A 22420-nucleotide genomic window follows, 5' to 3' on the forward strand; every position below is an offset into this window, starting at 1 on the left:
GAGAACCAGCGAATGGAGCCGCAGCGCGGCCACGCCCCTGATGTAACCGCTTTCACCGATTTCGTCTGGGGCGTCGCCACCTCGGCCTACCAGATCGAGGGCGCGGCCCTCGAGGACGGCAGGCTGCCCTCGATCTGGGACACCTTCTGCGAGGTGCCCGGGGCGATCGACGGCGGCGACACCGGGGAGGTGGCCTGCGACCACTACCACCGGTGGCGCGAGGACGTCGGCCTGCTCGAACGTCTCGGCGTGGACGCCTACCGCTTCTCGGTGGCCTGGCCCCGCGTGGTGCCCGACGGCAAGGGACCGGTCAACCCGCGCGGGCTCGCCTTCTACGACCGCCTCGTGGACGCCCTGCTCGACGCCGGCATCCGGCCGTTCGTGACCCTCTACCACTGGGACCTGCCGCAGGCGCTGCAGGACCGCGGCGGGTGGCCCGAGCGCGACACCGCGCAGCGCTTCGCCGACTACGCCGCCGTCGTGGCCGAGCGGCTCGGCGACCGCGTCGCCGACTGGACGACGCTCAACGAGCCGCTGTGCTGCTCCTGGCACGGGCACCTGGAGGGCTCCATGGCGCCCGGGGTGAAGGACCTGGAGGCCGCCGTCCGCACGTCCTACCACCTCCACCTCGCCCACGGCCTGGGCACGCAGGCCGTGCGGGCCGCGGCGCGGCTGACGCCGTCGATCGGGATCGTCAACAACCTCAGCCCGTGCGACCCGGCGACCGACAGCGAGGAGGACCACGCGGCCGCGCGGCGCCTCGACGGGCACGTCAACCGGTGGTGGCTCGACCCGGTCACGGGCCGCGGCTACCCCGAGGACATGCTCGCGGTGTACGGCGTCGACCTGCCGATCAAGCCGGGCGACCTGGAGACGATCGCCGCCCCGCTCGACTACCTGGGCGTCAACTACTACTTTCGGCAGGTGGTGGCGGCCGACCCCGAGGGGCCCGTGCCGTACGCGCGGCAGGTCGAGGTGCCGGGGGCGACCACCACGGCCATGGGTTGGGAGGTCGACGCGGGCGGTCTGGAGCGCCTGCTGGTGCGTCTCGCCCGGGAGTACGCCGCATCCCGTCTGTACGTCACCGAGAGCGGGTCCGCCTGGCCCGACAGGGTCGGCCCCGACGGCGCGGTCGACGACCCGGAGCGCCTGGCCTACCTGGAGGACCACATCGCGGCCTGCGGCCGGGCCATCGAACAGGGGGCGCCGGTGGCGGGCTACTTCGCGTGGTCGCTTCTGGACAACTTCGAGTGGGCCTACGGATACGACAAGCGGTTCGGCCTGGTGCACGTCGACTACGAGACCCAGACGCGGACCGTCAAGTCGAGCGGCCGCCGCTATGCCGAGATCATCCGAGCGAGCAAGCGGCTGCGGGTGGCCTGAGAGAGGGCAGCGAGGCGCCGGTGGTCCGTCACGCCGACTCGCGGACCACCAGCGTCGGCTGCACGATGACCGAAGTGACTTGGAAGTCCGGGTCCGCGACCTGCGCGAGCAGCAGGCGGGCCATCTCGGCGGCCATGTCCTCCATCGGCTGGCGCACGGTCGTCAGCGGGGGGCGGCAGGTGACGGCGGCGCTGTCGTCGAACCCGATCACCGCGACGTCCTCGGGCACCCGGCGCCCGAGGTCGCGCAGCGCGAGCAGCGCGCCCTGCGCCATGAGGTCGTTGGCGACGAACACGCCGTCGATGTCCGGGTGCTCCTTGATGAGCCGGTGCATGCCGGCCTCCCCGCTCGCGGGCATGAAGTCGCCCTCCACGGCCGGCACGTACGGGTGGCCGTGCCCGGCCATGGCCTCCTGGAATCCCGACAACCGGTCCTGGGCGGCGGGCACGTCAAAGGGGCCGCTGATGGTGGCCACCCGCCGGCAGCCGCGCGCCACCAGGTGGTCGGCGGCCAGCGCCGCGCCCGCCCGGTGGGCGAGGTCGACGTAGCTGATCGGGATCGGCCTGGCGGGCCGCGCCCACAGCACGGCGGGCAGCCCGGCGTCCACCAGCAGCTTCGGCAGCGGGTCCTCGCCGTGCGTCGAGACGACCAGGGCGCCGTCGGCGCTGCCCTGCCGGAGGAAGGACACGACGTCGTCGCGCGTCTGCGCCGAGTCCGCCAGCATCAGCACCGGATGGATGCCCCGCGGCCGCAGGTATCCCACCACGCCGCTCGCGACCCGGCCGAAGAACGGGTCGGCGAAGACGCGGGACTCGAACGGCTCGCCGCCCTGCGCGTCGCCCGCGCCCGACACGACCAGCGCGACCGCTCCCGTACGCCGGGTGACCAGGGAGCGGGCCGCCCGGTTCGGCACGTAGCCGGTCGTCGCGATGGCCCGGTGCACCGCCTCCTGGATGTCCGGCGCGACGTTGCGGATGCCGTTGATCACGCGCGAGACGGTCGCCCGGGACACTCCCGCCACGCGGGCCACGTCCTCCAGCGTGGGGGCTCCCGACGTGTGCGGGAGATCGGTGCTCATGCAGCCATTTATAGCACGAGGTGGAGAGCGCTCTCCGGTGTCAGGAGGGGTGGGCGGACGATGTGGACCGGCCCCTACGCCTCCCCGTCGACGTTGCTTCCGAGGTGGGTCTGAGCGTACGTGCGGAAGGCCGTCATGAGGGGGTCGTCGTCGCCGGCGCGGGTCGCGAGCACGACGTGGCCCGGCTCGACGCCGCGCAGGGGAACCGTGGTGAGGCCGGGACGGAGGCCGTCCGCGCGCAGGCCGGCCGAGACGATGGCCACGGCCTGCCCGGCGGCGATGAGTTCGAGCTTGTCCTCGAGGAGCTCTATCAGGGGGCCGTCCGGCGCGGGGCTCCCGTCGGGACGGGGGTCGATGCGCCAGAAGGCGTTCCAGTCCGGGTCGGGCAGCCGGGGGAGGGGTTCGTCCGCGATGTCGTCGAGCGTGACGGATCGCCGGCCGGCCAGGCGGTGGCCGCGCGGGACCAGCAGGACGCGGGGCTCGTCGTAGAGGACCGTCGCATGGAGGCGGTCGGTCCGCAGCGGCAGCCGGGTCACCGCCGCGTCCACACGATGATCGAGCAGGGCCGCACGTGCCTCGTTCCAGGCCAGCGTCAGGGTGCGTACGTCCGCGTCCGGGTGGTGGCGGCGCAGTTCCCGCACCGCCGGGGCGAGGTCCATGTTCGCGATGCACCCGATGGCGATCCGGCTGGGACGGGCCGCGGCGCGGGTCTGGGCTGCGGCCTGGGCGGCCAGGCGCAGCAGCGCCTTCGCTCGGGGCAGGCCGGGCCGCCTCGGCACGGAGGACGCGCGCCCGTCCTGGAGGCGCGGCCCCGGGCCGCGTCGGAGGAAAGGGCGCTGTCGTTCGCCGCGCGTGGCGTGCGCGTCAGCGCGGTGCGCCTCCCGCCGTCGGTGCACGGGCACGGCGACCGCGGGTTCGTACCGGACCTGATCGGCATCGCCCGCGCGACGGGCGTGTCCGCCTATGTCGGTGACGGATCCAACCGCTGGCCCGCGGTGCACCGGCTCGACGCCGCCGCGCTGTTCCGCCTGGCGCTGGAGCACGCGCCCCCGGGGGCGCGGCTTCACGCCGCCGACGACGAGGGCGTGCCGTTCCGCGACATCGCGGGAGTCGTCGGCAGGCACCTCGGAATGCCGGTGGTCGCCCTGTCTCCCGAGGAGGCGGAGGGCCACTTCGCCTGGCTCGCGCGTTTCGCGTCGCTCGACAACCCCGTCTCCAGCGAGCTGACGCGCAAGCGGCTGGGGTGGCATCCGGTGCGGCCCGCGCTAATCGCGGACCTCGAAGAGGGTCATTACTTCGCCGGCGACAGCGGACAGATCTGATCGCGGGCGCACAGAAACGGGCACAGGAACGGGCGCAGGAACGGACGGCCGGGCCGCCGGGGGGACGCCGATCCGGTCGCCGACGCGGAGCATGCGATGATCGGGTCCGCCCCTCGCCGCCGAACGGACACGGTGAACGTGCCCAGGCCCGGTGGGCCGCACGCGAACGACCGTGAGGAAGAGCGACAGGAATGCCCGACGACCTGGCACTGCGACCCGTCACCGACGCCGACCTGGACGCCTTCGACGCGGCCTTCCAGAGCGAGAGCGGCGCGAGTCCGCACCAGTGGTTCGGATTCACTCCGACTATCGCGCTGCGGGAGGCGCTGCGCACCCGCGGGCTCCTGGCCGGGGCCGACAACATGCTCGCCGTCACGGTGGACGGCGAGCTCGCCGGACGGGTCGAGTGGCTGGAGCGGCGCTGGGGCCGCCGTGACACGTCGCTGTGCTGGGAGATCGCCGTCGGCCTGCTGCCGGACTGGCGGGGCAGGGGAATCGGGACCCGGGCCCAGCGGGAACTCGTCCGCTACCTGTTCACGCACACGCGAGTGGAGCGCGTGCAGGCGACCACCGACCCGGAGAACAAGGCCGAGGTACGGTGCCTGGAGAAGATCGGGTTCCGGCTCGAAGGCGTGGTCCGGCGTGCCCAGTGGCGAGGCGGACGCTGGCACGACCAGCTCCTGTTCTCCATCCTGCGGGACGAGTTCGACCTCGCGTCCGGATGAGTCCGGAAAATCCGCTGCGAGGGCGGCGCGGCGGAAGGCACGATGAGGCATGCCCATTGACGATCTTCCTGGTGCCATCCTGCTTCCCGACGGCACCGCCGTGCGGGGCCGGGGCCTGAGACGTCCCATGCCGCCGGGCGTCCTGCCCGACCACGGCCTCTACCTGGGCAGCCGGCGGCTCAGGCTCAAGCACGACCACGGCCTCACCTGGCCCCACGAGTGGATCGACTGGCCCGACTTCCTCCTTCCCCGCGACCAGGAGGACGCGATCGGCCGCATCCGGGCGCTGCACGCGCACGCGCAGGCAGGCCGCAGGGTCGAGGTCGCCTGCGGCGGGGGAGTGGGGCGCACCGGCACCGTCATCGCGTGCCTGGCCATCCTGTCGGGTCTGCCCGCCGACCGCGCGGTCGCCTGGGCCCGGGCCGAATACCACCCGCGGGCCGTGGAGACGCCCTGGCAGCGCCGGTGGGTGCTGCGCTTTCCCGCGTCCTGACAGAGGAGCCGCGCCGCCGGGCGGGAGAGGGAGGCCGGTCGCGGACGTCCGGAATCCGTATGGTTGGGTGCCCTTGTGCTTGTGGACGTGCTGGGGCTTGCCGGGATCGGCCTGGTCGCCGGAGTGGTCAGCACGGTCGTGAGCCTGGCCTCGATCGTGTCGTACCCCGCGCTGCTGGCCTTCGGCCTGCCGCCGCTGGCCGCGAACGTCACCAACACGGTCGCGCTGCTGTTCACCGGTGTGGGGGCGGCGGCAGGATCCCGGCCCGAACTGGCGGGGCAGGGACGTCTCGTCGGCCGGCTCGGTCTCGCCGCCGCGCTGGGCGGCGCGGCCGGCGCCGGGCTGCTGCTGCTCACGCCGTCGCGGACGTTCGAGCTGGTCGCCCCGTGGCTGGTCGCAGGCGCCTCGCTGCTGCTGTTGCTGCGCCCGCCGCGCCCCGGGCAGGTGGGCCTCGGCGGGGAGAGCGGCCTGGCGCTGCGCGTGGGCGTCTTCTGCGTCGCCGTCTACACGGGCTACTTCGGCGCCGCCGGCGGAATCATGATGTTCGCCGTGCTCGCGGCGGCGCTCGACCGGCCCGCGGCGGGCGTCAACGCGGTCAAGAACGTCATGGCCGCGTTTGCCAACGCCGTCGCGGCCGTTGGGTTCGCCGTGTTCGGCCCGGTCGACTGGGCGGCGGTGGGCCCGTTGGCCGTGGGGTTCCTCGCGGGCGGCTGGATCGGACCGGCGGTCGCGCGCCGCCTGCCCGGCCAGACGCTGCGCCTCGCCGCGGCCCTCTGCGGCCTCGCGGTCGCGGTCAAGCTCGGCGTCGACGCCTACCGGGGCGGCTGAGCGGTGATCCCGGGCGCCTCGGCCGGGGCGACGGCCTCGGCGTGCCGGGCCCGCAGACGCCCCCGGATCTCCTCGGGCGTGTACGCGCGCCGCCGGCGCTCGGACCGGGCGATCACCACACCGGTCGCCGCGACACCCGCGAAGGCCGCCAGACCGAGTATCTTCCACCAGCGCATGTGCCTAGGCTACTGCCGTGGCTCATACGCGGATAAGTCTCGACAAGGCGCTCGAACTAGCCCGTACCGGTGACGTCTGGGTTTTCCGCGGACGCAGTGTGCCGGACCGCGCCATCCAGGTCACCACCAACAGCCCGGTCAACCACGTCGGCATGGCCGTCGTCATCGAGGACCTGCCGCCGCTCATGTGGCACGCCGAACTCGGCCGGTCGCTGCCCGACATGTGGTCGGGCACGCATCAGCGCGGCGTCCAGTTGCACGACATGCGTGACGCGGTCTGCGTCTGGGCGGCCAGGTATGGCCAGCGCGCCTGGCTGCGGCAGTTGGAGCCGTCCGCCACCCGGGAGATGGAGGACGCCGTCCTGCGGACGATCGCGCGACTGGACGGCACGCCGTTCCCGTCGACGGCCCGCCTGGCCGGGCGCTGGCTGCGGGGGCGGCTGCCCTCGCTCCGGCGCGGAGCACGGGACGGCGCCGGCGACGGCACGCGGGATCGCGCCGGGGACGGCACCCAGGACGGTGCCCGCGACGGCGCGGCGGCCGGTGCGCTGGACCGTGCCCTGGAGACGGCCTATTGCGCCGAGGTCGTCGCGGTGACGTACGAGGCGATGGGCCTGCTGCCCGCGGGCCGCCGCCCGAACTGGTACGACCCCGGAAGGTTCTGGAGCGGCGACAACCTCGAGCTCGGCGGGGGGCACCGGCTGGGCGGAGAGATCGCGGTCGACGTTCCCGGCGGCGAGGCGCCCTGACGCGGCATCGGGGACGCTGATGCCTACTCGCCGGTACGTGTTCGTTTCGAAGTTTTTCTCGCGGCCGTCAACCTAGCGCTACCGAGGCGCGTCAGGTGTAGGCACCGTTCGTCCAGACCCGGAGGGCAGAGCCCCATGCCTACTCCTGAGATGAGACGCGAGGATCTCGCCGGAACCACCGACCGAGAGCGGCAGGCGCGTCTCGCGCTCGACGCCATACGCCGCCAGGGTCCAGAGGCGGTGCAGGAGGAGACGCTCCGCTTGAAGTCCGAGTTGTTCCGGTTGTACGGCTGGGAGGGGTACCAGCGGGTCATCGCGAAGATGGAGAGCGACCTGGCGCGGCTCCACGAGTCGCGCTGAGAGCCGCCGCCGGGAGTCATCCGGAGGAGACGCCGGTCAGGCGCCGTACGAGCCACTCGGTCACCCGCCCCGCGAACACGATTCGGTTGGCCCGCCGCCGGATCTCGTGCCCTTCGTCCTCGAACAGCAGCAGCTCGCAGGGCACGCCCCGGGCCCGGGCCGCGCGGACGACCTGCTCGGCCTCGTACACCGGGACGTTGGTGTCCCGCGCGCCGTGCACCACGAGGAGGGGAGCGGCCAGGCGGTCGAAGGCGTGCAGGGGCGACAGGGCGTGCAGCAGGTCGCGATCGGCCTCGGGATGGCCGTACTCGCTCACGGCGGCCGCCGCGATCCACGGCTCCGTGCGCGCGTAGAAGGTGGCGAAGTCCGCCATTCCGCACACGTCCACCCCGGTGCGGAAGAGCCGTGGATATGTGACGAGGGCGGCCAGCGTGAGGTAGCCGCCGTACGACCAGCCCAGGCACGCGAGGCGAGCGGGGTCGGCGAGCCCTGCCCGCACCAGATGGGCGGCGCAGTCGGCCACGTCGTCGATGGCGCGGAAGCGCAGCGCGTGGTTGTCGGCCTCGCGGAAGGCCCGGCCGGACCCGGCGGAGCCGCGCACGTTCGGCGCGAACACCCCGATGCCGGCGGCCACCAGGCACTGGTACAGCGGGGTGAACGCCGGTCGCTCCTGGTCCTCGGGCCCGCCGTGCAGGAAGACCGCGTACGGTGCCGGGCCCAGGACGCCGGGAGGCCGGTAGAGCCATCCGCTGAGCTCAAGCCCGTCGCGGGCCGGGACGCGCACGAGCTCGGCGTCCACGGCCCCGGCGAGGCGGCCGGTTCCGGCGACCGGCAGGTAGCGGCCCGCGTCCAGGTCGCACAGCACGACGTGCGACGGCTGGGCCGGCCCCTCGACGGCGAGCACGGCCATCCGGCCGTCCATGGAGAGCCTGATCGAGGAGACCACCTCGCCGGGCGGAGCGGGGAGCGGGCGTCGCACCCACCCGGGGCCTACGCCGAGCTCCGCACCCAACCCGGCCGCCGCGCCGCCGCTTCCGCCACCGGCCGTGCCCCCGGTGCTCGCGGCGGTGCCGACATCCGCCCTGCCGATATCCGTGCCGGCGGCATCCGGGTCCCCGGTGTCCGCGTGCCCCGCGTCATCGGAACCGGCGGCGGGGCCGTTGCCCGTCTCCAGCACCTCCAGTTCCGAACGTCCGGCCGCGTTCCACGCCAGCACGAGGCGGCGGCCGTCCACGCTGAGTGCGAAGCGGTCCAGCTCGGCGTCCGGCCGCTCGGCCACCACGGCAGGAAGACCCTCCCGGCCCGCGTCGACCGGCCCGCCGACCGGCCCGTGAACCGGCCCGTGAACCGGCCCGTCGGCCAGTCCGTCGACCGGCACGGCGATCAGCGCGGCGCGGTCCCGGCCCGCGTCGGTCAGCAGGTAGGCGGTCGCGCCGTCGGGCGAGAGCACGCCGTGCTCGGACGAGCCGGGCAGGCCGGCGAGCAGCGACCGCTCCGCGACGCCGCCGGACGCGCCCGTGCCACCCCATGACGGGCCCGTGCCGCTCCCGTCCGTGGCACCCCGGGACGGGCCCGTGTCACCCGCCGGGAGGTGCCCGCCGCCCGGGGAGAGGTCCTTGACGTACATCCGCCGGACTCCGCGCGGGCCGTGCCGCAGCAGCACCCTCGCGTGGTCGCGGCTGACCGCCTCCGGATGCAGCAGCGGCCCGGCGGCGACCGTCTCCCGGCTCCCGGTGGCCGCGTCGACCAGCAGGGCCTCGGTCAGCCCGGCCGCGGAGACCTCGGCCACCAGGAGCAGGTCGCCCCGGCCGGTCCACTCGACGAACCACGCCGATCCGCCGTCGGGCGCGGCCAGCGGGCGCAGGTCGCCGCCGTCGGTCCGGACCGTCCAGACCTGCGTGTGCTCGCCGCCGCCCGGCGCCACGAGCACGGCCAGCCGATCTCCGGCCGGTGACCAGCTCACGTCGGCGACCGGCTCGGGCCCGGTGTCGACGACCCGTGCCCGGCCGCCCGGCTCCACCGGCTGGACCCAGACCCGCGGCGCGCCGTCCCTGTCGCTGACGTACGCGACGGCGCGCCGGTCCGGCGCCAGAGCCGGCGTCCGGCAGCTCCAGGTGTCGAGAAACCCGGCGCCGACGACGCCGGTGCCGGGAAGGACAGCGCCGAGGAGGTGCTCCGCCATCAGATTCCTTGCGCCTGCAGCCACATCTCCAGCAGCCCGAGCTGCCACAGCACGTTGACCCCCGTCGTGGTGCGGTGGGCCTCCCGGTTCTCCAGCAGCTCCTCGACGTACGCCTTGTCGAACAGGCCGCGGGAGCGCGCGGCGGGCGCGGTGAGCGCGTCGCGCACCAGGTCGAGGAACGGCCCGTCGATGTGCCGGATCGCGGGCACCGGGAAGTAGCCCTTCGGCCGGTCGACGACCTCGCGCGGCAGCAGCGCCCGGGAGGCCTCCTTCAGGATGCCCTTGCCGCCCTCGGCGAGCTTGAGCTCCGGCGGGCACGCCGCCGCCAGCTCGACCAGTTCGTGGTCGAGGAAGGGCGTGCGGGCCTCCAGGCCGTGGGCCATCGTCATGTTGTCCACGCGTTTGACCGGGTCGTCGGCGAGCATCAGCCGGGTCTCCAGGCGCAACACCGCGTCGAGCGCGGTCTCGGCGCCCGGCCGGGCGAGGTGGCGGCGGACGACGTCGGCGCTCACGTCCTCCCCGGCCAGACGGTCCGGTGCGACGATGCCGGCGAGGTCCTCGTGCGGCCGGTCGAAGAACTCCCGGGCGTACGTCGCGAAGGCCTCCTCGCGGGGCACGGCGGCCAGCGGGGGGAACCAGCGGTATCCGGCGAACACCTCGTCGGCGCCCTGCCCGGACTGCACGACCTTGACGTGCCTGGCCACCTCCCCCGACAGCAGGTGGAAGGCGACGCAGTCGTGGCTCACCATGGGCTCGCTCATGGCCGAGACCGCCTCCGGCAGACCGGACAGCAGGCGGGAGTCCTCGATGAGGATGCGGTGGTGGTCGGTGCCGAAGCGTTCGGCGACCAGGTCGGAGTAGCGGAACTCGTCTCCCGCGTCGCCGCCGGCCGCGTGGAACCCGATGCTGAACGTCGACAGGTCCCGCTGGCCCTCCTCGGCCAGCAGGGCCACGATGACGCTGGAGTCCAGCCCGCCCGACAGCAGCACGCCCACGGGCACGTCCGCGACCATGCGCCTGCGGACGGCGGCGCGCAGCCGGTCGAGCACGGCCTCGCGCCAGTCGTGCGCGTCCATGCCCTCGTATCGCGGCAGGCGGGTGAAGGGCGGGTCCCAGTAGACCGTGTCATGGGAGGTCCCGTCGGCCTCGACCGTGCGTACGGTCGCCGGAGGCAGCTTGCGCACCCCGGCGAGGACGGTGCGCTCGCCGGGCACCAGCGAGTGGAAGGTCATGTAGTGGTGCAGCGCGACCGGGTCGATGTCGGTGTTCACCTCGCCGCCCGCCAGCAGCGCGGGCAGGGTGGAGGCGAAGCGCAGCCGCCGCCCGTCCCCCGACACGTACATGGGCTTGATGCCGAGCCGGTCGCGGGCGAGCGTCAGCCGTCCCGTCTCCGGTTCGAAGACGGCGAAGGCGAACATCCCCGCGAAGCGGTGCACGCAGTCGGGGCCCCAGCGATGGAACGCCTTGACCAGGACCTCCGTGTCGGAGTCGGAGAAGAAGCGGTATCCCTCGGCCCGCAGCTCCTCGCGCAGCTCACGGTAGTTGTAGAGGCAGCCGTTGAAGACCGCGGCCAGGCCGAGGGAGGGGTCCGCCATCGGCTGGGCCGCCTTGTCCGACAGGTCGATGATCTTCAGGCGCCGGTGGCCGAGGGCGACCGGGCCCTGCGACCACAGGCCCGACCCGTCCGGGCCGCGGTCGTGCATCGCGTCGGTCATCCTGCCCACCGCGCCGATGTCGGCGCGCCGTCCGTCGAACCGGATCTCGCCGGTCAGTCCGCACATGTCCTACCTCCCCGCCGCCGCGAGTCGCCGGTCGCCGGATCTCGTCTCGGCGAGCAGGAGATCCACCACGTCGCTCAGGCGGCCGCCGTGCCGGAACGCCGCGCGCTGCCGGGCGGCCGATCCGCCGTCCGCCAGCGCGCGGGCGGCCAGCGACGAGACGAGCGCCCAGTCGCCGGACTCCTCCAGCTGCGGCCGGAGCCCCTCCAGCATCCGGCCGACGACCGTGCGGGCCGGCCTCGGCACGCCCTCGACGGGATCGACCAGCTCGTCGTCCAGCCCGGAGCGCGCCGCCCGCCAGGAGGCGGCCCGCACCAGCTCCGTACGCACGGACTCCTCGGCCGCGGAGGGCGGCCCGCCGGCGGTGAGGGCGTCCAGCTCCCGGCTGACGAGTGCGCGGAACAGCCCGGCGATCAGCACGATGTCGTCCACGCGCGGGCAGGCGTCGCACACCCGCAGCTCGACGGTCGGCACGTGCGCCGACGGCCGGACGTCGAAGTAGAGCATGCCGGGATCGCTGACGACCCCCGACCGGATCAGCTCGTCCACCATCGCGTCGTACTCCTCGGCCGACTCGAACCGCCCCGCCGGCCCCGCGGTCGGCCAGCGCTGCCACACCATCGACCGGAAGCTCGCGTAACCGGTGTCGGCCCCCATCCAGTACGGCGAGCTGCAGCTCAAGGCCAGCAGCGGCGGCAGCCAGGGAGCCAGCCGGTGCGTGACGGCCACCGCGAGGTCGCGGTCGTGCACCTCGGCGTGCACCTGCGTGCCGCAGATGAGCTGTTCGCGGGCGAGCGCCTGGTAGTCGTCCAGCATCTGCTCGTAGCGCGGATCGGGGGAGATCTTCATCGTCTCGGGATCGACCAGCGGGACCGTCCCGGCGGCGACGATGCCCAGGCCGAGACCGTCCGCCGCGGCGACCGCGCCGGCCCGCAGCCCGGCCAGCTCCCTGGAGAGGTCCTCCAGACGTGTGCACGGGCGGGTGTTGGCCTCCACGACCGAACGGTGCAACTCCTGCGTGAACCGGTCGGGTGGCAACTGCTGGAGGAGCAGACCGGCGCGCGGGACGAGCTGCCGGGTTCCCAGGTCCACGACGTGAAACTCCTCTTCGACGCCGACCGCCATGTCCCGTGCGAGGTCTGTCATGTAGCCGCTCCCCAGGCTGATGAGTATTTTCGTGCTCTCTGCCCTGAAAGTCGGCTTACGCACATCTCTGGTTTGGCATGGTGATGAAAGTTACAGGCACTCACCGGAGGATCCCCAGCTCACCGGAGTCGTCCCTGAGGCCGCCTTGACCGGGTCGCGGCCCCGCCGCCACGCTTCTCGGCGTTCCGAGCACGACCGTGACCGCAGGGAGCCCGATGACCGGCCGCGCAACCTCCGTCCGACGCCGCATCTGGGCGGCAGCCCTCGCCGCGGTGCTGCTCACCGCCTGGCCCGCCGCGACGCCGGCCGGCGCGGTCGACGACCCGCCCGCGCCGGTGACCGGCAGTGCGACCTACTTCGACGGTCTCGGCTCGCCGTACGGCGGCTGCGGCATGCCGCAGCCGGAGCTGGACTCGCAGGACTTCGTCGCGCTGAACGTGTACGACACGCCCGGCGACTACTCCTTCTACCCCCGGCCGCTGACCGGCGCGAACGCGTCCAAGGCCGGGCTGTGGAACAACGGCCTCAACTGCGGCCGGTATGTGAAGGTGACCGTCTCCGACTACTGCACCGGCGTCAACGACGGCGCGCCCGGCCAGCCGTTCTGCCGCAACGGCTCGTGGGTGTCCGACGCCTACAACGGGGCCACGCTGACCATGCTCGTCGCCGACAGCTGCGGCGACTCCAACGGCTGGTGCCGCGACGACCGGTATCACCTGGACCTGTCGAAGCCGTCGCTCAACAGGTTCGTCAAGAACGGGGCGCCGGTCGGGGACATGTACCCGAACCACTGGAACAACCGCCACGTGACCTGGTCGTTCGTCCCGGCGCCCGGCTACAGCGGCGACATCAGGATCGGGTTCATGAAGGGCGCGCAGGCGTGGTGGCCCGCGATCGCGGTCTCCCACCTGCCCAACGGCATCCACGGGGTGGAGTACTACGCCGACGGCGCCTGGAAGCAGGCCCAGATGAACTCCGACATGGGCCAGTCGTACATCATCGGCGGGGTCACGCAGGGCGCGACGCGGTTCCAGATCCGGGTGCGCGACGCGTCCGACGCGCTGGTGAACGGCGGCCGGGTCTACAGCTTCGCCCTGCCCTCGTCCTGCGGATCGCAGTGCGGTGCGGACTACACCGAGGCGAGCTACACCACGACGACCCCCAGCGGCTCGCCGTCGCCGTCGCCCTCCACCTCGCCCTCCGCGTCACCGTCCGCCTCGCCGTCCGCGTCTCCTTCCGCGTCGCCCAGTCCCAGTCCCAGTCCCAGCCCGTCGCCGTCGGCGAACCCCGGGACCTGCCAGGTGACCTACCAGGTGGCCAGCTCGTGGCAGGGCGGGTTCACGGCGAACGTCACGGTCAAGAACACCGGCGCCGCGACCTTGCCGGACTGGACGGTCACCTGGGACATGCCGTCCGGAGTGAGCCTCGTCAGCGGCTGGAGCGCGACCGTGACCTCCAGCGGCACCCGCTGGACGGCCAAGGCGCCCTCGTGGGCGAAGAGCCTCGCGCCCGGCGCGTCGGCGAGCTTCGGCTTCCAGGGGTCCGGCCCCTCCTCACCGGGGGCGAGCGGGTTCGCCTGCTCCTGACCCTCCCGACCTGCCTCTGACCCGTCTGGCTGTTTCCGGCCCCGGCCGGCTTGCGTGCCTCGGCGCCACGCGAGCCGGCCGCTCCGCGTCGACACTCCGTCACGAACTCTGCCGTGGGAGGAGAAAGGTCCCGCGCGGCAGGGACCAGCGGCCCTGCCCCGGACGAGGCGCAGGCGGTCGGATGGGGGCAGGAGCAGAAGGAGGAGCCATGACCCAACCCGTCATCGTCGGCACCGACGGATCGCGCGCCGCGGCCGCCGCGGTGGAATGGGCCGCCGGCGACGCGGCACGCAAAGGGCTGCCGCTGCGGATCGTCCACGCGGTGGACCGCCTGCCGTACGAGATCGCGCGCTATCCGATCCCCGTCGAGGACCAGCTCGACCGGGCCGGCCGGCGGATCCTGGAGGAGGCCGAGCAGGCCGTGCGGGAGACCCACCCGGGCGTCCGCGTGGCCACCGCCATGGTCGAGGGCGACCCGTCCCGGGTGCTGCGTCAGGAGGCAGGGAACGCGGCGGAGATCGTGATCGGCAGCCGGGGACACGGCGGGTTCGCCGGCATGCTGCTCGGATCGGTCGGCATGCACGTCGCCGGTCAGGTCGACGCCCCCGTCGTCGTGGTGCGTGCCGGGGTGTCGGCGCCTCACGGGCTGGTCGTCGTCGGCATCGACGGCTCCGACGAGGCCGGCGCCGCCCTGACCTACGCGTTCGAGGAGGCGCGGCTGCGTGAGTGCCGCCTGCTCGCCCTGTACGCCTGGCAGCTTCCGGTGCACCCCTTCGCGCCCGAGATCACCTACGACGTCGACGAGCTGCGCAAGGCGCAGGAGGACTACGTGGCGGGCGCGCTGCGGACCTACCGGGACCGGTATCCCGACGTCGCCGCCGAGATGCGGGCCGTCTGCGCGCACCCCGTCGCCGCGCTGGTCGAGGCGGGGGAGAAGGCCGACCTGCTCGTCGTGGGGTCGCGAGGGCGCGGCGCCGTGGGGGCGGCGGTGCTCGGCTCGGTGAGCCGGGCGGTCCTGCACCACGCGCACTGCACCGTCGCGGTGGTGCGGCCCCGCCGGGGCTGAGGCCGAAGCGCAGCTCTTACCCGCGGATTGAGGGTTGGCGAACGGCTGCCAGCGGGTTTTTCGGAAAAGTCTCATAAAGGACTTGAATGAGAAACTTGAAGGAGGAAATCCAGCGAGAAAAGGATCTCGTGTGACCGAGAACGACGTCATCGAATTCGTGACCGGCCTGCCGGGTGTCGTCGCCTTCACCGCCGCGGCGGACAACGGCGCCCCGCAGGCGGCATGGGGGGACACCTTCTTCTACTACGACCCGGACGACGAACCGGCCAACCGGAAGATGCCCTTCGCCACGATCGTCGTGAAGGACTACGAGGGGTTCGACACCGCCTCCGACCTGAACCGCCCCGGCGTCTTCCGGGTCAACATCGGGGTCGGCCGCGCCGTGTTCGAGGACCTGCTCGGCTATCCGCCGGCCGCGCACGCCGGCCACCACGAGGCGCTGGACTACCGCGTGCCGGACCGGATCCTGCCGCACCCGGTGTACGCGGCCCAGTCGTGGATCTGCGTGCTCAACCCCGGCGACGCCACCGCCGCGCGGGTGCGTGCTCTCCTCGCCGACGCGCACGCCCGTGCGGCCGCCCGCCACAGGACGGGCGAGCGTACGACCCGCGCGTGAACCACCCGCACCCGCCGCCGCCCGGCGGCGGGTGTTAGCGTGGCCCGGGGATGCGATCTTCGAGGAGGTCTCATGTCGGTTCTCGTCGCGTTCAGCGTCACGCCGATCGGCGCCGGTGAGGATGTCGGCGAGACGGTGGCGGAGGCGGTGCGCGTGGTCCGCGCCTCGGGGCTGCCCAACCGCACCGACGCCATGTTCACCACGGTCGAGGGTGAGACGTGGGACGAGGTGCTCGGCGTCGTCAAGGACGCGGTCGCCGCCGTGGAGGCCCGCTGCTCCCGCGTCAGCCTGGTGCTCAAGGCCGACGCCCGCGCCGGGCAGGGCAGGCTCGACGCCAAGGTGGCCACCGTGGAACGTCACCTGGCCGAAGGCGCGTCCTGATCACGGCCGGGGACGCGTGTCGCCCCCGCCGCCTTTCGGCAACCCCGTGGTCAGGTGGAGGCGGCCAGAGCCGCCTTCAGCGCCGAACGGGACAGGCGGTCGGCGGCCCGCGTCGTCTCGGGGAGCCGGTGACGCGGGGTCAGGGCCAGCACGTCGTGGCAGGCGGTCTCCAGGTCGACGCGGTGGCCGACGGACACGAAGACCGGCTTGACGCCGTCCCGGGTGCGCAGCACCCGGCCGGCCACCTGACCGTCGAGGAGCAGTTCGCTCCATGAGCCGCGCTCCCGGCCGGGCGGCTCGAAGGAGCCGACGAAGGCCGTCTTGCCGACGCCGATCGTGGGCAGGCCGGTGAGCACCCCGAGGTGGCAGGCGAGCCCGAACCGGCGCGGATGCGCCAGGCCGTAGCCGTCGCAGACGATCAGGTCGGGCGTGACCGTGAGCCGTTCCAGCGCCTCGATCAGGCTGGGTAGTTCGCGGAAGGCGAGCAGGCCGGGAACGTAGTCGAAGGCGGGCCGTCCCGGCACCGTCACCTGCTCGACCACGTCCAGGCTCGTCCCGTCGAGCACCACGACCGCGGCGGCCAGCAGGTCGTCGGCATAGGCCACGTCCACCCCCGCGACCAGGGCGGGGTCACGGGGACCTGGGCCGGTCAGGTCGAGCCGGGGCCGCAGGGCGTCCTGGATCGCCTCCGCCTCCTCGGCCGTGGCCGGAGCGGCGATGGAGCAGACCTTCATCGAAATCCCCAGTGGCGGGTTGTGGACCGGTGGAATGCGACCGCGGCGCCGGCCGGCGCGACGACGTCACCCTGAGGGTACGGAGTCGACGGCCGCTCCGGCGTCGTGGCGGGCCGCGGACCGCCTGGCCCGCAGCAGCGGGACGGCGGCGGCGAGCGCGGCGACGGTGGCGAGCGCGACGGGCGCGACGCCGCCCAGCTCGGCCAGCCGCTCCGCGGGCCCTTCCAGAAGGTCCGCCACGCCGTCGGCCACGGTGGTGAGGACGATCAGCAGAGCGCCCGTCCGCCCGAGCAGCCGGTGGGGCGTGACGGCCTGCCGGTGACTGAGCAGGGCGACGGAGGCGATCAGCGTCCCGGTCGCAGGGACGGCGGTCCCGAGGCCGTACCAGATCCACCCGGGTCCGGTGCCGGACAAGGCGAGCAGCAGGGTGAACGGCCCGCTCACGATCAGGGCCCACCCGGCCAGGCGGAAGGCGCCGAGCCTGCGATGCAGCAGCACGGCCACCAGAGCCCCGATGACGGACGGGACGTACGCCGGCGCGCTCATCAGCCACCAGGCGAACGTCCCGTCCGCCCTGCTCAGGGCGTGGAACGCGGCCTCCCACGCCCCGCCCGCCACCGCGTCGCCGATCTCGGCGAACAGGGCCGACAGCACCAGATAGAGGGCGATCGCCCGCAGCGCCGGATGCCGGACCGTGAAACGGATCCCCTCCGCCGTCTCCCGCCACAGCCCCGCCCTGGGCGGCGGCGGGCTCTCGACGGCGCGGACGCCCCGGAACAGCGCCGCCGCCGCGGCCGACGCCAGGCCGATCGCGCACAGGAACACGGGCCCCCGCCACAGGACCCCCGCCAGCGTCATCGGCACGACGACGACCTGCGGCAGCAGAGCCAGAAGCAGGACGTTCGCCGGAATCAGGCGCTCGCGCCGTACGACGGACGGCAGGTACGCGTCCCGGGCGAGTCCCGTCACCGTCGCCAGGACGCCGCTCGCCGGCATCACCGCGAGCAGAAGCGGCCAGGTGGGTGCTCCGAGAGCCCCGGCCGCCGAGACGGACGCGAGGGCCGCCGCGCCCAGCAGCGCCGACACCACCAGGACGGAACGGCGTCGCGTCCGGTCGATCAGCACTCCCAGCGGCAGCGCCAGCACGAGGACCGCGATCGGCTCCACGGTCCGGTCGACCATGACGAGGGGCTTCGACAGGAAAGTCCCGTCAGCGGTCCACAGAGCCGATTCGGCCCGCGCGAAGCAGACGCAGACGACGGCGGCGGCGACCGCGAAGAGCGCGAACCGCCGTCGTGCCGGGCTGGGGGAGGCCATCGGACGATCTTCCCCGCGACCGTCCGGTCCGCGCAAACCGGGCCCGGCGCCGCGTCAGTAGCCCCGCGCCGGATCGATGCGGCCCAGGAGCGGCTCCCCCCGCAGATAGCGGGCGACGTTCTCGCGCACCCGCTCGGCGAGGCCCTCGGTGAGGCGGGCCTGCGGGTTGGCGCTGTGCGCCGTGATCAGCGCGTTCGGCTCGGCCCACAGGCCGTGCCCGTCCGGCAGCGGCTCGGGGTCGGTGACGTCGAGGGCGGCGCCGCCGATCTCGCCGGCGCGCAGCGCGGCGAGCAGGGCGTCGGTGTCGACGAGCTCACCCCGGGCCACGTTGACCAGCCACGCGTGCGGGCCCAGGGCGCGCAGTTCGTCCCGCCCGACCATCCGATACGTCTCCGGGGTGGCGGGCGCGGCCAGGATGACGTGATCGGCCCGCGGCCAGACGGCGGCCAGGCCCGTGAACGGCACGGTCTCGGCCGCGCCCTCCACGGGCTCGCCCGAGCGGTTGACCGCGAGGACGTTCGCGCCGAGGGCGCGCAGCGCGGGGATGACCGCCCTGCCGATCCCGCCCGCGCCGACGACGGCCACCGTGCTCCCGCGCAGCGTGCCGGGCTCGTCGCGCTGCCACGTACGGCGCCGGGCGGCGGCGGGCAGCCGGTGCACCCCGGCCAGCAGCAGGGCGAGGGCGTGCTCGGCGACCTGCGGGGCGTAGGCCCCCGCCGCCGAGCACCACACGCGGGTGGAGTCGACGAGCCCCTCCCGCGTCCACCGTTCGACGCCCGCGGAGGGCAGCTGGACCCAGCGCACGCTCGGCGTCAGGTAGTCCCGCACGCCCTCCGGTCGCGAGTCGGTCCAGACCAGCGCCTCCGCCAGGCCGGGATCATCCACGACCTGGCCGCCGGCGGCGCGGACGGATTCGACGATCAGCGGCGGGTCCGCCGGGGCCACACAGACGGTGAGCACGCCCGTCCCTTCCTGGTCGCGCCAGGCGCCTCCGCGGCGCGGCTTTCCTCCCCAAGAGTATGGTCCGCCCACTTCGGCCGATCACGGGCACCGCGCATCGCGATCAGGACGGCCGGGCTCCGGCGCGCGGTCAGCCGGCCTTGTTCGGATGCAGGACCACCTTGGTCCAGCCCTCCTCCCGCGCGTCGAAGTGCGCGTACGCCTCGGGCGCGTCGTCGAGGTCCAGCTCCTGCGAGACGATCCAGGACGGCCGGGCTCCGGCCTCGTGGATGAGGGCGCACAGCTGCCGGTTGTAGTTCTTGACGTTGCACTGCCCGGTGCTCATCGTCTGGCCCTTGTACCAGAAGGTCCCGTAGTCGATGGCCATCTCGCCCCGCTTGTAGAGTTCGTTCCCGCCGCCGGGGTCGCGGGGGAGGAAGAGGCCGACGACGGCGATGTTCCCGGTGAACTTGACCGACTTGACCAGGTCGTTCAGCGTCATGTTGGGATGCTCCGCGCCTTCCGGATCGTGCGCCTGGAAGCCCACGCACTCGCAGCCCCGGTCGGCGCCGATCCCCTGGGTGAGCTCCAGGACCTGCTCGACGGGGGAGGACCGGGAGTCGTCGATCGGGATCGCGCCGATCTCCTCGGCCTTGGCCAGCCGGTCCGGATGGTGGTCGATGACCATCACGCCGCTCGCGTTCCTGAGCAGGGCCGAGTAGGCGGCCATCAGGCCGACCGGGCCCGCGCCGTAGACCACGACGGTGTCGCCCGGCTGCACGCAGGCGAGCATGGTCGCGTGCCAGCCGGTGGGCCAGACGTCGGCCAGCATGACGTAGTCGGTCTGCCTCTCCCGCGCGTCCTCCGGCAGGATGAGGCAGTTGAAGTCGCCGTACGGCACCCGCAGCAACTCGGCCTGGCCGCCGTTGTAGGGGCCCATGTCGGCGTAGCCGTACGCGGCGCCGGCGACGCCCGGTTTCGGGTTGGTGGTCAGGCAGAAGGCGGTCAGGCCCTTCTCGCAGTTGGCGCAGAAGCCGCAGGAGATGTTGAACGGCAGGCACACCATGTCGCCGACCTTGACCTGGTCGACCGCGTCCCCCACCTCGACGACCTCGCCCAGATTCTCGTGACCGAGGACCCGGCCCGGCGCGAAAGTGGTCCGGCCCTCGTACATATGCAGATCGGACCCGCAGATGTTGGAGGTGGTGACGCGGACGAGCACGTCGGTGTGCCGTTCGATCCGGGCGTCCGGAACGGTGGTGACTTTGACCTGTCGGGGGCCTTCGTAGACCACGGCTTTCATGGCTACCCTCAAACGCGATCGTTACGGCAGACGCGTGCAAAGGGGCGCGCCGCGCGCACGCTATCCACGACGGCGGCCCAGTGCCCAGACGAACCGGGCCGATGCGTTCGGACCCATGGGCCCGCGCTGTATCGGTGTGAAAGGCACGTACCCCGCCGGGTGGGGGAAAAAACGAGTTCAGCCGTGCGGCGACCGGAGGGGAAGCCGGGCGGCGAGCACGAAACCGCCCTCGGGGGTCGGCCCGGAGAAGAACCGGCCCTGCGCGAGGGAGACGCGCTCCCTGATGCCGGCCAGGCCGTACCCGCCGCCGAGGGAGGGCGCCGCCCTGACCGTCCTCCCGCCGGCGCCGTCGCGGTCCGGCGTGTCGACCACGGAGACCGCCACCTGGTCGCCGGTGACCTCGCAGGTGACGTGCACGAGGGAGGCCGGTGCGTGCTTGCGCACGTTGCTCAGCCCCTCCTGCACCAGGCGGTAGCACGCGTGCGAGACCTGTCGCGGCAGCGCCCCCGGGGGAGCGTCGAGGCGGAGGTCGACCTTGAGCCCGCTCGCCCGCGCCTCGCCGACCAGCCGGGCGATCGCCTCGGTGCCCTCGGCGAGGTCGCCGTCCTCGCGCCGGAGCACGGTGAGCAACTGCCGCAGTTCGCCGAGCGCCTGAACGCCCTTGTCCTCGATGGCCGCCATCAGCTCCCGGATCTCGCCCGGCTCGGTGGTGTCACGGGCCATGCCCGCGTTGAGCACCATGGCGGTGACCGCGTGGGTGACGGTGTCGTGCATCTCCCTGGCGATCTTGCGGCGCTCCTCGGAGGCGGCGATCTCCTCGCGTTCGCGTACACCGACGCGTAGATCCCGGATGAGCCGCCGGTAGGCGTTCACCCAGGTGCCGACCACCGCGGGCAGGTAGATGAGGGTCAGCGCGCGGACGATGTTCAGGTAGACCGAGTGGTCGGTGTGCGGGTTGCGGTAGTCGACCACGAAGTAGACCACCGTCAGGGCCAGGGCGACGTACTGCCACCGGCGCACCCGATGCTCGGCGGTCATCGAGAAGACGGCGAGGATCATCGGCACGACCTGCCCGGTGACGCAACCGCACACGGCCGAGGCGACGATCGCGGGCCAGGGGGTGCGGCGCCGCAGCAGCATGGTCGCCGCGGTGATCGCTCCTACCGTGATCTCGAGCGCGTCCGGCGCGCCGCCCCAGAGGGAGAAGCTGTAACCGATGAGGGTGGTGGGGACGGTGAACGCGATGACGGCCGCAGCCAGGGCCGCGTCCACGAACCAGTCGCGATGCACGTCCCATTTGTTCCGCATTCGTCTATATTGCGACTTTTGTCTGACTCTTGTCACGCCGTCCTTCCCGTACGAGAGGCGGCGGCCGCCATAGGGGCGGGCACGGGCTTGACGCAATCAAATGAACGACCATTTAATTCCGTCATGGGCCGGATCGCGGGTGTCACCGCCGCCGAGACGCGGGAGCGGCTGCTGCGCGCGGCCGTCGACGTGTTCGCCCGGCGCGGGTACGACGGCACGCGCGTGGCCGACATCGCCGCGGCGGCCGGAGTGAGCAACGGCGCCCTGTACGCGCACTTCGGCTCGAAGGCCGAGCTGATCGTGGCCGCGCTGCGCGCCCACGGGCCGCTGCTGCTGGCCGACCTGCTGGCCGCCGACCCCGACCGGCCGGTCGCGGACCTGCTCGTCGCCGTCGGCCGCCGCCTCCCGCGCCGCCCCGACGCCCGCGGCTCCCTGATCGTCGAGGCGCTCGTCGCGGCCCGCCGCGACGAGGACGTGGCCCGTCCGATGCGCGACTACGTCGGCGAGCGGGCCGGCTGGCTCACCGGGCTCGTCAGCGCCGCCCAGGACGACGGCGAGATCGACCCGGCGCTCTCGCCCGGCGCCGTCGCCCATCTGTGTCTCCTGCTCGCGATGGGCAGCGCCGTGCTCACACCGGACCTGCACGCGGTCGGCGACGAGGAGTGGAGCGACCTGCTCACCCGCCTCGTCACCGCCATCGCCCCCACCGACCCCACTCCGCGGACGCCACCGAATAAAGGGGAGCACCAGTGAAAGTGCAGATCGATCCCGAGCGCTGCCAGGGACACGGCCGCTGCTACGACCTGTCGCCCGACCTGTTCACCGAGGACGACGAGGGCTATGGCCAGGTCGCGGGCGACGGCGTCGTGCCGCCGGGCGGCGAGCGCGCGGCGCGCGTCGCGGCCTCCAACTGCCCGGAGAAGGCGATCGTCCTGGTCGAGGAGGCCTGA

Annotated in this window: 24 protein-coding genes; 13 read left to right on the forward strand and 11 right to left on the reverse strand. The window is 73.4% G+C overall.

The genetic code is table 11. From position 1 onward, the window contains the following. The first annotated feature begins 12 nt into the window (after positions 1–12). The gene (locus ABZ860_RS22610) at positions 13–1383 is read left to right on the forward strand and encodes a GH1 family beta-glucosidase (RefSeq protein ID WP_357223202.1); all 1371 of its coding nucleotides are present in this window, start codon (positions 13–15) and stop codon (positions 1381–1383) included. A gap of 28 nt (positions 1384–1411) precedes the next feature. On the opposite strand, the gene ABZ860_RS22615 is transcribed toward ABZ860_RS22610, so the two are convergent. Together ABZ860_RS22615 and ABZ860_RS22620 are read right to left on the reverse strand one after the other, a co-directional pair. Then, complete coding sequence (locus ABZ860_RS22615; protein WP_357223203.1) at positions 1412–2461, reverse strand: LacI family DNA-binding transcriptional regulator; 1050 nt, start codon at positions 2459–2461, stop codon at positions 1412–1414. 74 nt (positions 2462–2535) lie between these two features. Further along, a complete protein-coding gene (locus tag ABZ860_RS22620) occupies positions 2536–3240 on the reverse strand; it encodes a LysR family substrate-binding domain-containing protein (RefSeq protein WP_357223206.1) in 705 nt (234 codons plus the stop codon). 78 nt (positions 3241–3318) lie between these two features. Between ABZ860_RS22620 and ABZ860_RS22625 the strand changes: the two genes are divergently transcribed. From ABZ860_RS22625 to ABZ860_RS22640, 4 genes are all read left to right on the forward strand, one after another. Next, entirely contained in the window at positions 3319–3783 is a 465-nt protein-coding gene (locus ABZ860_RS22625; RefSeq protein WP_357223209.1) for a hypothetical protein, read from the forward strand. Positions 3784–3974: 191 nt separating this feature from the next. Further along, on the forward strand, positions 3975–4508 hold the full coding sequence (locus ABZ860_RS22630; RefSeq protein ID WP_357223211.1) for a GNAT family protein: 534 nt from the start codon (positions 3975–3977) through the stop codon (positions 4506–4508). 49 nt (positions 4509–4557) lie between these two features. Next, positions 4558–5001: a protein-tyrosine phosphatase family protein gene (locus ABZ860_RS22635; RefSeq protein ID WP_357223214.1), complete on the forward strand. Its 444-nt coding sequence runs from the start codon at positions 4558–4560 to the stop codon at positions 4999–5001. Positions 5002–5088: 87 nt separating this feature from the next. After that, complete coding sequence (locus tag ABZ860_RS22640) at positions 5089–5829, forward strand: sulfite exporter TauE/SafE family protein (RefSeq protein ID WP_357223217.1); 741 nt, start codon at positions 5089–5091, stop codon at positions 5827–5829. Here ABZ860_RS22640 and ABZ860_RS22645 read toward each other — a convergent pair. After that, complete coding sequence (locus tag ABZ860_RS22645; RefSeq protein ID WP_357223568.1) at positions 5814–6005, reverse strand: hypothetical protein; 192 nt, start codon at positions 6003–6005, stop codon at positions 5814–5816. The genes ABZ860_RS22640 and ABZ860_RS22645 overlap by 16 nt on opposite strands. A gap of 32 nt (positions 6006–6037) precedes the next feature. Here ABZ860_RS22645 and ABZ860_RS22650 point away from each other — a divergent pair, with 32 nt between their 5' ends. Both ABZ860_RS22650 and ABZ860_RS22655 read left to right on the forward strand, forming a co-directional pair. Next, positions 6038–6754 (forward strand): hypothetical protein, encoded by a 717-nt coding sequence (locus ABZ860_RS22650; RefSeq protein WP_357223559.1) that lies wholly within the window; start codon positions 6038–6040, stop codon positions 6752–6754. A gap of 150 nt (positions 6755–6904) precedes the next feature. Further along, entirely contained in the window at positions 6905–7114 is a 210-nt protein-coding gene (locus ABZ860_RS22655) for a hypothetical protein (protein ID WP_357223220.1), read from the forward strand. A 16-nt stretch (positions 7115–7130) separates the two neighbouring features. On the opposite strand, the gene ABZ860_RS22660 is transcribed toward ABZ860_RS22655, so the two are convergent. From ABZ860_RS22660 to ABZ860_RS22670, 3 genes are read right to left on the reverse strand one after another with little or no spacing between them, the layout of a single operon-like run. Then, positions 7131–9296: an alpha/beta fold hydrolase gene (locus ABZ860_RS22660; protein ID WP_357223223.1), complete on the reverse strand. Its 2166-nt coding sequence runs from the start codon at positions 9294–9296 to the stop codon at positions 7131–7133. Beyond that, complete coding sequence (locus ABZ860_RS22665; RefSeq protein ID WP_357223226.1) at positions 9296–11077, reverse strand: N-acetylglutaminylglutamine amidotransferase; 1782 nt, start codon at positions 11075–11077, stop codon at positions 9296–9298. The genes ABZ860_RS22660 and ABZ860_RS22665 overlap by 1 nt, the downstream gene beginning before the upstream one ends. A gap of 3 nt (positions 11078–11080) precedes the next feature. Next, the gene (locus ABZ860_RS22670; protein WP_357223229.1) at positions 11081–12220 is read right to left on the reverse strand and encodes a glutamate--cysteine ligase; all 1140 of its coding nucleotides are present in this window, start codon (positions 12218–12220) and stop codon (positions 11081–11083) included. 215 nt (positions 12221–12435) lie between these two features. On the opposite strand from ABZ860_RS22670, the gene ABZ860_RS22675 reads away from it, so the two are divergent. The 4 genes from ABZ860_RS22675 to ABZ860_RS22690 all read left to right on the forward strand — a co-directional run bounded on the left by ABZ860_RS22675 (position 12436) and on the right by ABZ860_RS22690 (position 15869). Then, positions 12436–13806: a cellulose binding domain-containing protein gene (locus ABZ860_RS22675; protein WP_357223232.1), complete on the forward strand. Its 1371-nt coding sequence runs from the start codon at positions 12436–12438 to the stop codon at positions 13804–13806. Between the two features lie 208 nt (positions 13807–14014). Continuing rightward, positions 14015–14872 (forward strand): universal stress protein, encoded by an 858-nt coding sequence (locus tag ABZ860_RS22680; RefSeq protein WP_357223235.1) that lies wholly within the window; start codon positions 14015–14017, stop codon positions 14870–14872. A 130-nt stretch (positions 14873–15002) separates the two neighbouring features. Then, a complete protein-coding gene (locus ABZ860_RS22685; RefSeq protein WP_357223237.1) occupies positions 15003–15488 on the forward strand; it encodes a DUF6194 family protein in 486 nt (161 codons plus the stop codon). Positions 15489–15560: 72 nt separating this feature from the next. After that, positions 15561–15869: a thiamine-binding protein gene (locus tag ABZ860_RS22690; RefSeq protein ID WP_357223240.1), complete on the forward strand. Its 309-nt coding sequence runs from the start codon at positions 15561–15563 to the stop codon at positions 15867–15869. 50 nt (positions 15870–15919) lie between these two features. Here the strand turns inward: ABZ860_RS22690 and ABZ860_RS22695 are convergent, their stop codons facing one another. From ABZ860_RS22695 to ABZ860_RS22715, 5 genes are all read right to left on the reverse strand, one after another. Further along, entirely contained in the window at positions 15920–16603 is a 684-nt protein-coding gene (locus ABZ860_RS22695) for an endonuclease V (protein ID WP_357223243.1), read from the reverse strand. 66 nt (positions 16604–16669) lie between these two features. Then, positions 16670–17920 carry a hypothetical protein gene (locus tag ABZ860_RS22700; RefSeq protein WP_357223246.1) on the reverse strand — a complete coding sequence of 417 codons (1251 nt, stop codon included), beginning with the start codon at positions 17918–17920 and terminating at the stop codon, positions 16670–16672. Between the two features lie 54 nt (positions 17921–17974). Next, on the reverse strand, positions 17975–18880 hold the full coding sequence (locus tag ABZ860_RS22705; protein ID WP_357223248.1) for a D-isomer specific 2-hydroxyacid dehydrogenase family protein: 906 nt from the start codon (positions 18878–18880) through the stop codon (positions 17975–17977). Between the two features lie 130 nt (positions 18881–19010). Next, on the reverse strand, positions 19011–20162 hold the full coding sequence (locus ABZ860_RS22710) for a glutathione-independent formaldehyde dehydrogenase (protein WP_357223251.1): 1152 nt from the start codon (positions 20160–20162) through the stop codon (positions 19011–19013). A gap of 177 nt (positions 20163–20339) precedes the next feature. Beyond that, positions 20340–21470 carry a sensor histidine kinase gene (locus tag ABZ860_RS22715; RefSeq protein ID WP_357223253.1) on the reverse strand — a complete coding sequence of 377 codons (1131 nt, stop codon included), beginning with the start codon at positions 21468–21470 and terminating at the stop codon, positions 20340–20342. A gap of 123 nt (positions 21471–21593) precedes the next feature. On the opposite strand from ABZ860_RS22715, the gene ABZ860_RS22720 reads away from it, so the two are divergent. Further along, the gene (locus ABZ860_RS22720; protein WP_357223256.1) at positions 21594–22223 is read left to right on the forward strand and encodes a helix-turn-helix domain-containing protein; all 630 of its coding nucleotides are present in this window, start codon (positions 21594–21596) and stop codon (positions 22221–22223) included. Then, positions 22220–22420, forward strand: a complete 201-nt coding sequence (locus ABZ860_RS22725) for a ferredoxin (protein ID WP_357223258.1) — start codon at positions 22220–22222, stop codon at positions 22418–22420. The genes ABZ860_RS22720 and ABZ860_RS22725 overlap by 4 nt, the downstream gene beginning before the upstream one ends.

Source organism: Microbispora sp. NPDC046973 (assembly GCF_040644495.1).
GTDB lineage: Bacteria > Actinomycetota > Actinomycetes > Streptosporangiales > Streptosporangiaceae > Microbispora.

Coding starts and splice junctions, on each gene's coding strand:
- ABZ860_RS22610 (WP_357223202.1), top strand. CDS start 13: ATGGAGCCGCAGCGCGGCCACGCCCCTGATGTAACCGCTTTCACCGAT.
- ABZ860_RS22615 (WP_357223203.1), bottom strand. CDS start 2,461: ATGAGCACCGATCTCCCGCACACGTCGGGAGCCCCCACGCTGGAGGAC.
- ABZ860_RS22630 (WP_357223211.1), top strand. CDS start 3,975: ATGCCCGACGACCTGGCACTGCGACCCGTCACCGACGCCGACCTGGAC.
- ABZ860_RS22635 (WP_357223214.1), top strand. CDS start 4,558: ATGCCCATTGACGATCTTCCTGGTGCCATCCTGCTTCCCGACGGCACC.
- ABZ860_RS22645 (WP_357223568.1), bottom strand. CDS start 6,005: ATGCGCTGGTGGAAGATACTCGGTCTGGCGGCCTTCGCGGGTGTCGCG.
- ABZ860_RS22655 (WP_357223220.1), top strand. CDS start 6,905: ATGAGACGCGAGGATCTCGCCGGAACCACCGACCGAGAGCGGCAGGCG.
- ABZ860_RS22660 (WP_357223223.1), bottom strand. CDS start 9,296: ATGGCGGAGCACCTCCTCGGCGCTGTCCTTCCCGGCACCGGCGTCGTC.
- ABZ860_RS22665 (WP_357223226.1), bottom strand. CDS start 11,077: ATGTGCGGACTGACCGGCGAGATCCGGTTCGACGGACGGCGCGCCGAC.
- ABZ860_RS22670 (WP_357223229.1), bottom strand. CDS start 12,220: ATGACAGACCTCGCACGGGACATGGCGGTCGGCGTCGAAGAGGAGTTT.
- ABZ860_RS22675 (WP_357223232.1), top strand. CDS start 12,436: ATGACCGGCCGCGCAACCTCCGTCCGACGCCGCATCTGGGCGGCAGCC.
- ABZ860_RS22680 (WP_357223235.1), top strand. CDS start 14,015: ATGACCCAACCCGTCATCGTCGGCACCGACGGATCGCGCGCCGCGGCC.
- ABZ860_RS22690 (WP_357223240.1), top strand. CDS start 15,561: ATGTCGGTTCTCGTCGCGTTCAGCGTCACGCCGATCGGCGCCGGTGAG.
- ABZ860_RS22695 (WP_357223243.1), bottom strand. CDS start 16,603: ATGAAGGTCTGCTCCATCGCCGCTCCGGCCACGGCCGAGGAGGCGGAG.
- ABZ860_RS22700 (WP_357223246.1), bottom strand. CDS start 17,920: ATGGCCTCCCCCAGCCCGGCACGACGGCGGTTCGCGCTCTTCGCGGTC.
- ABZ860_RS22710 (WP_357223251.1), bottom strand. CDS start 20,162: ATGAAAGCCGTGGTCTACGAAGGCCCCCGACAGGTCAAAGTCACCACC.
- ABZ860_RS22715 (WP_357223253.1), bottom strand. CDS start 21,470: ATGCGGAACAAATGGGACGTGCATCGCGACTGGTTCGTGGACGCGGCC.
- ABZ860_RS22720 (WP_357223256.1), top strand. CDS start 21,594: ATGGGCCGGATCGCGGGTGTCACCGCCGCCGAGACGCGGGAGCGGCTG.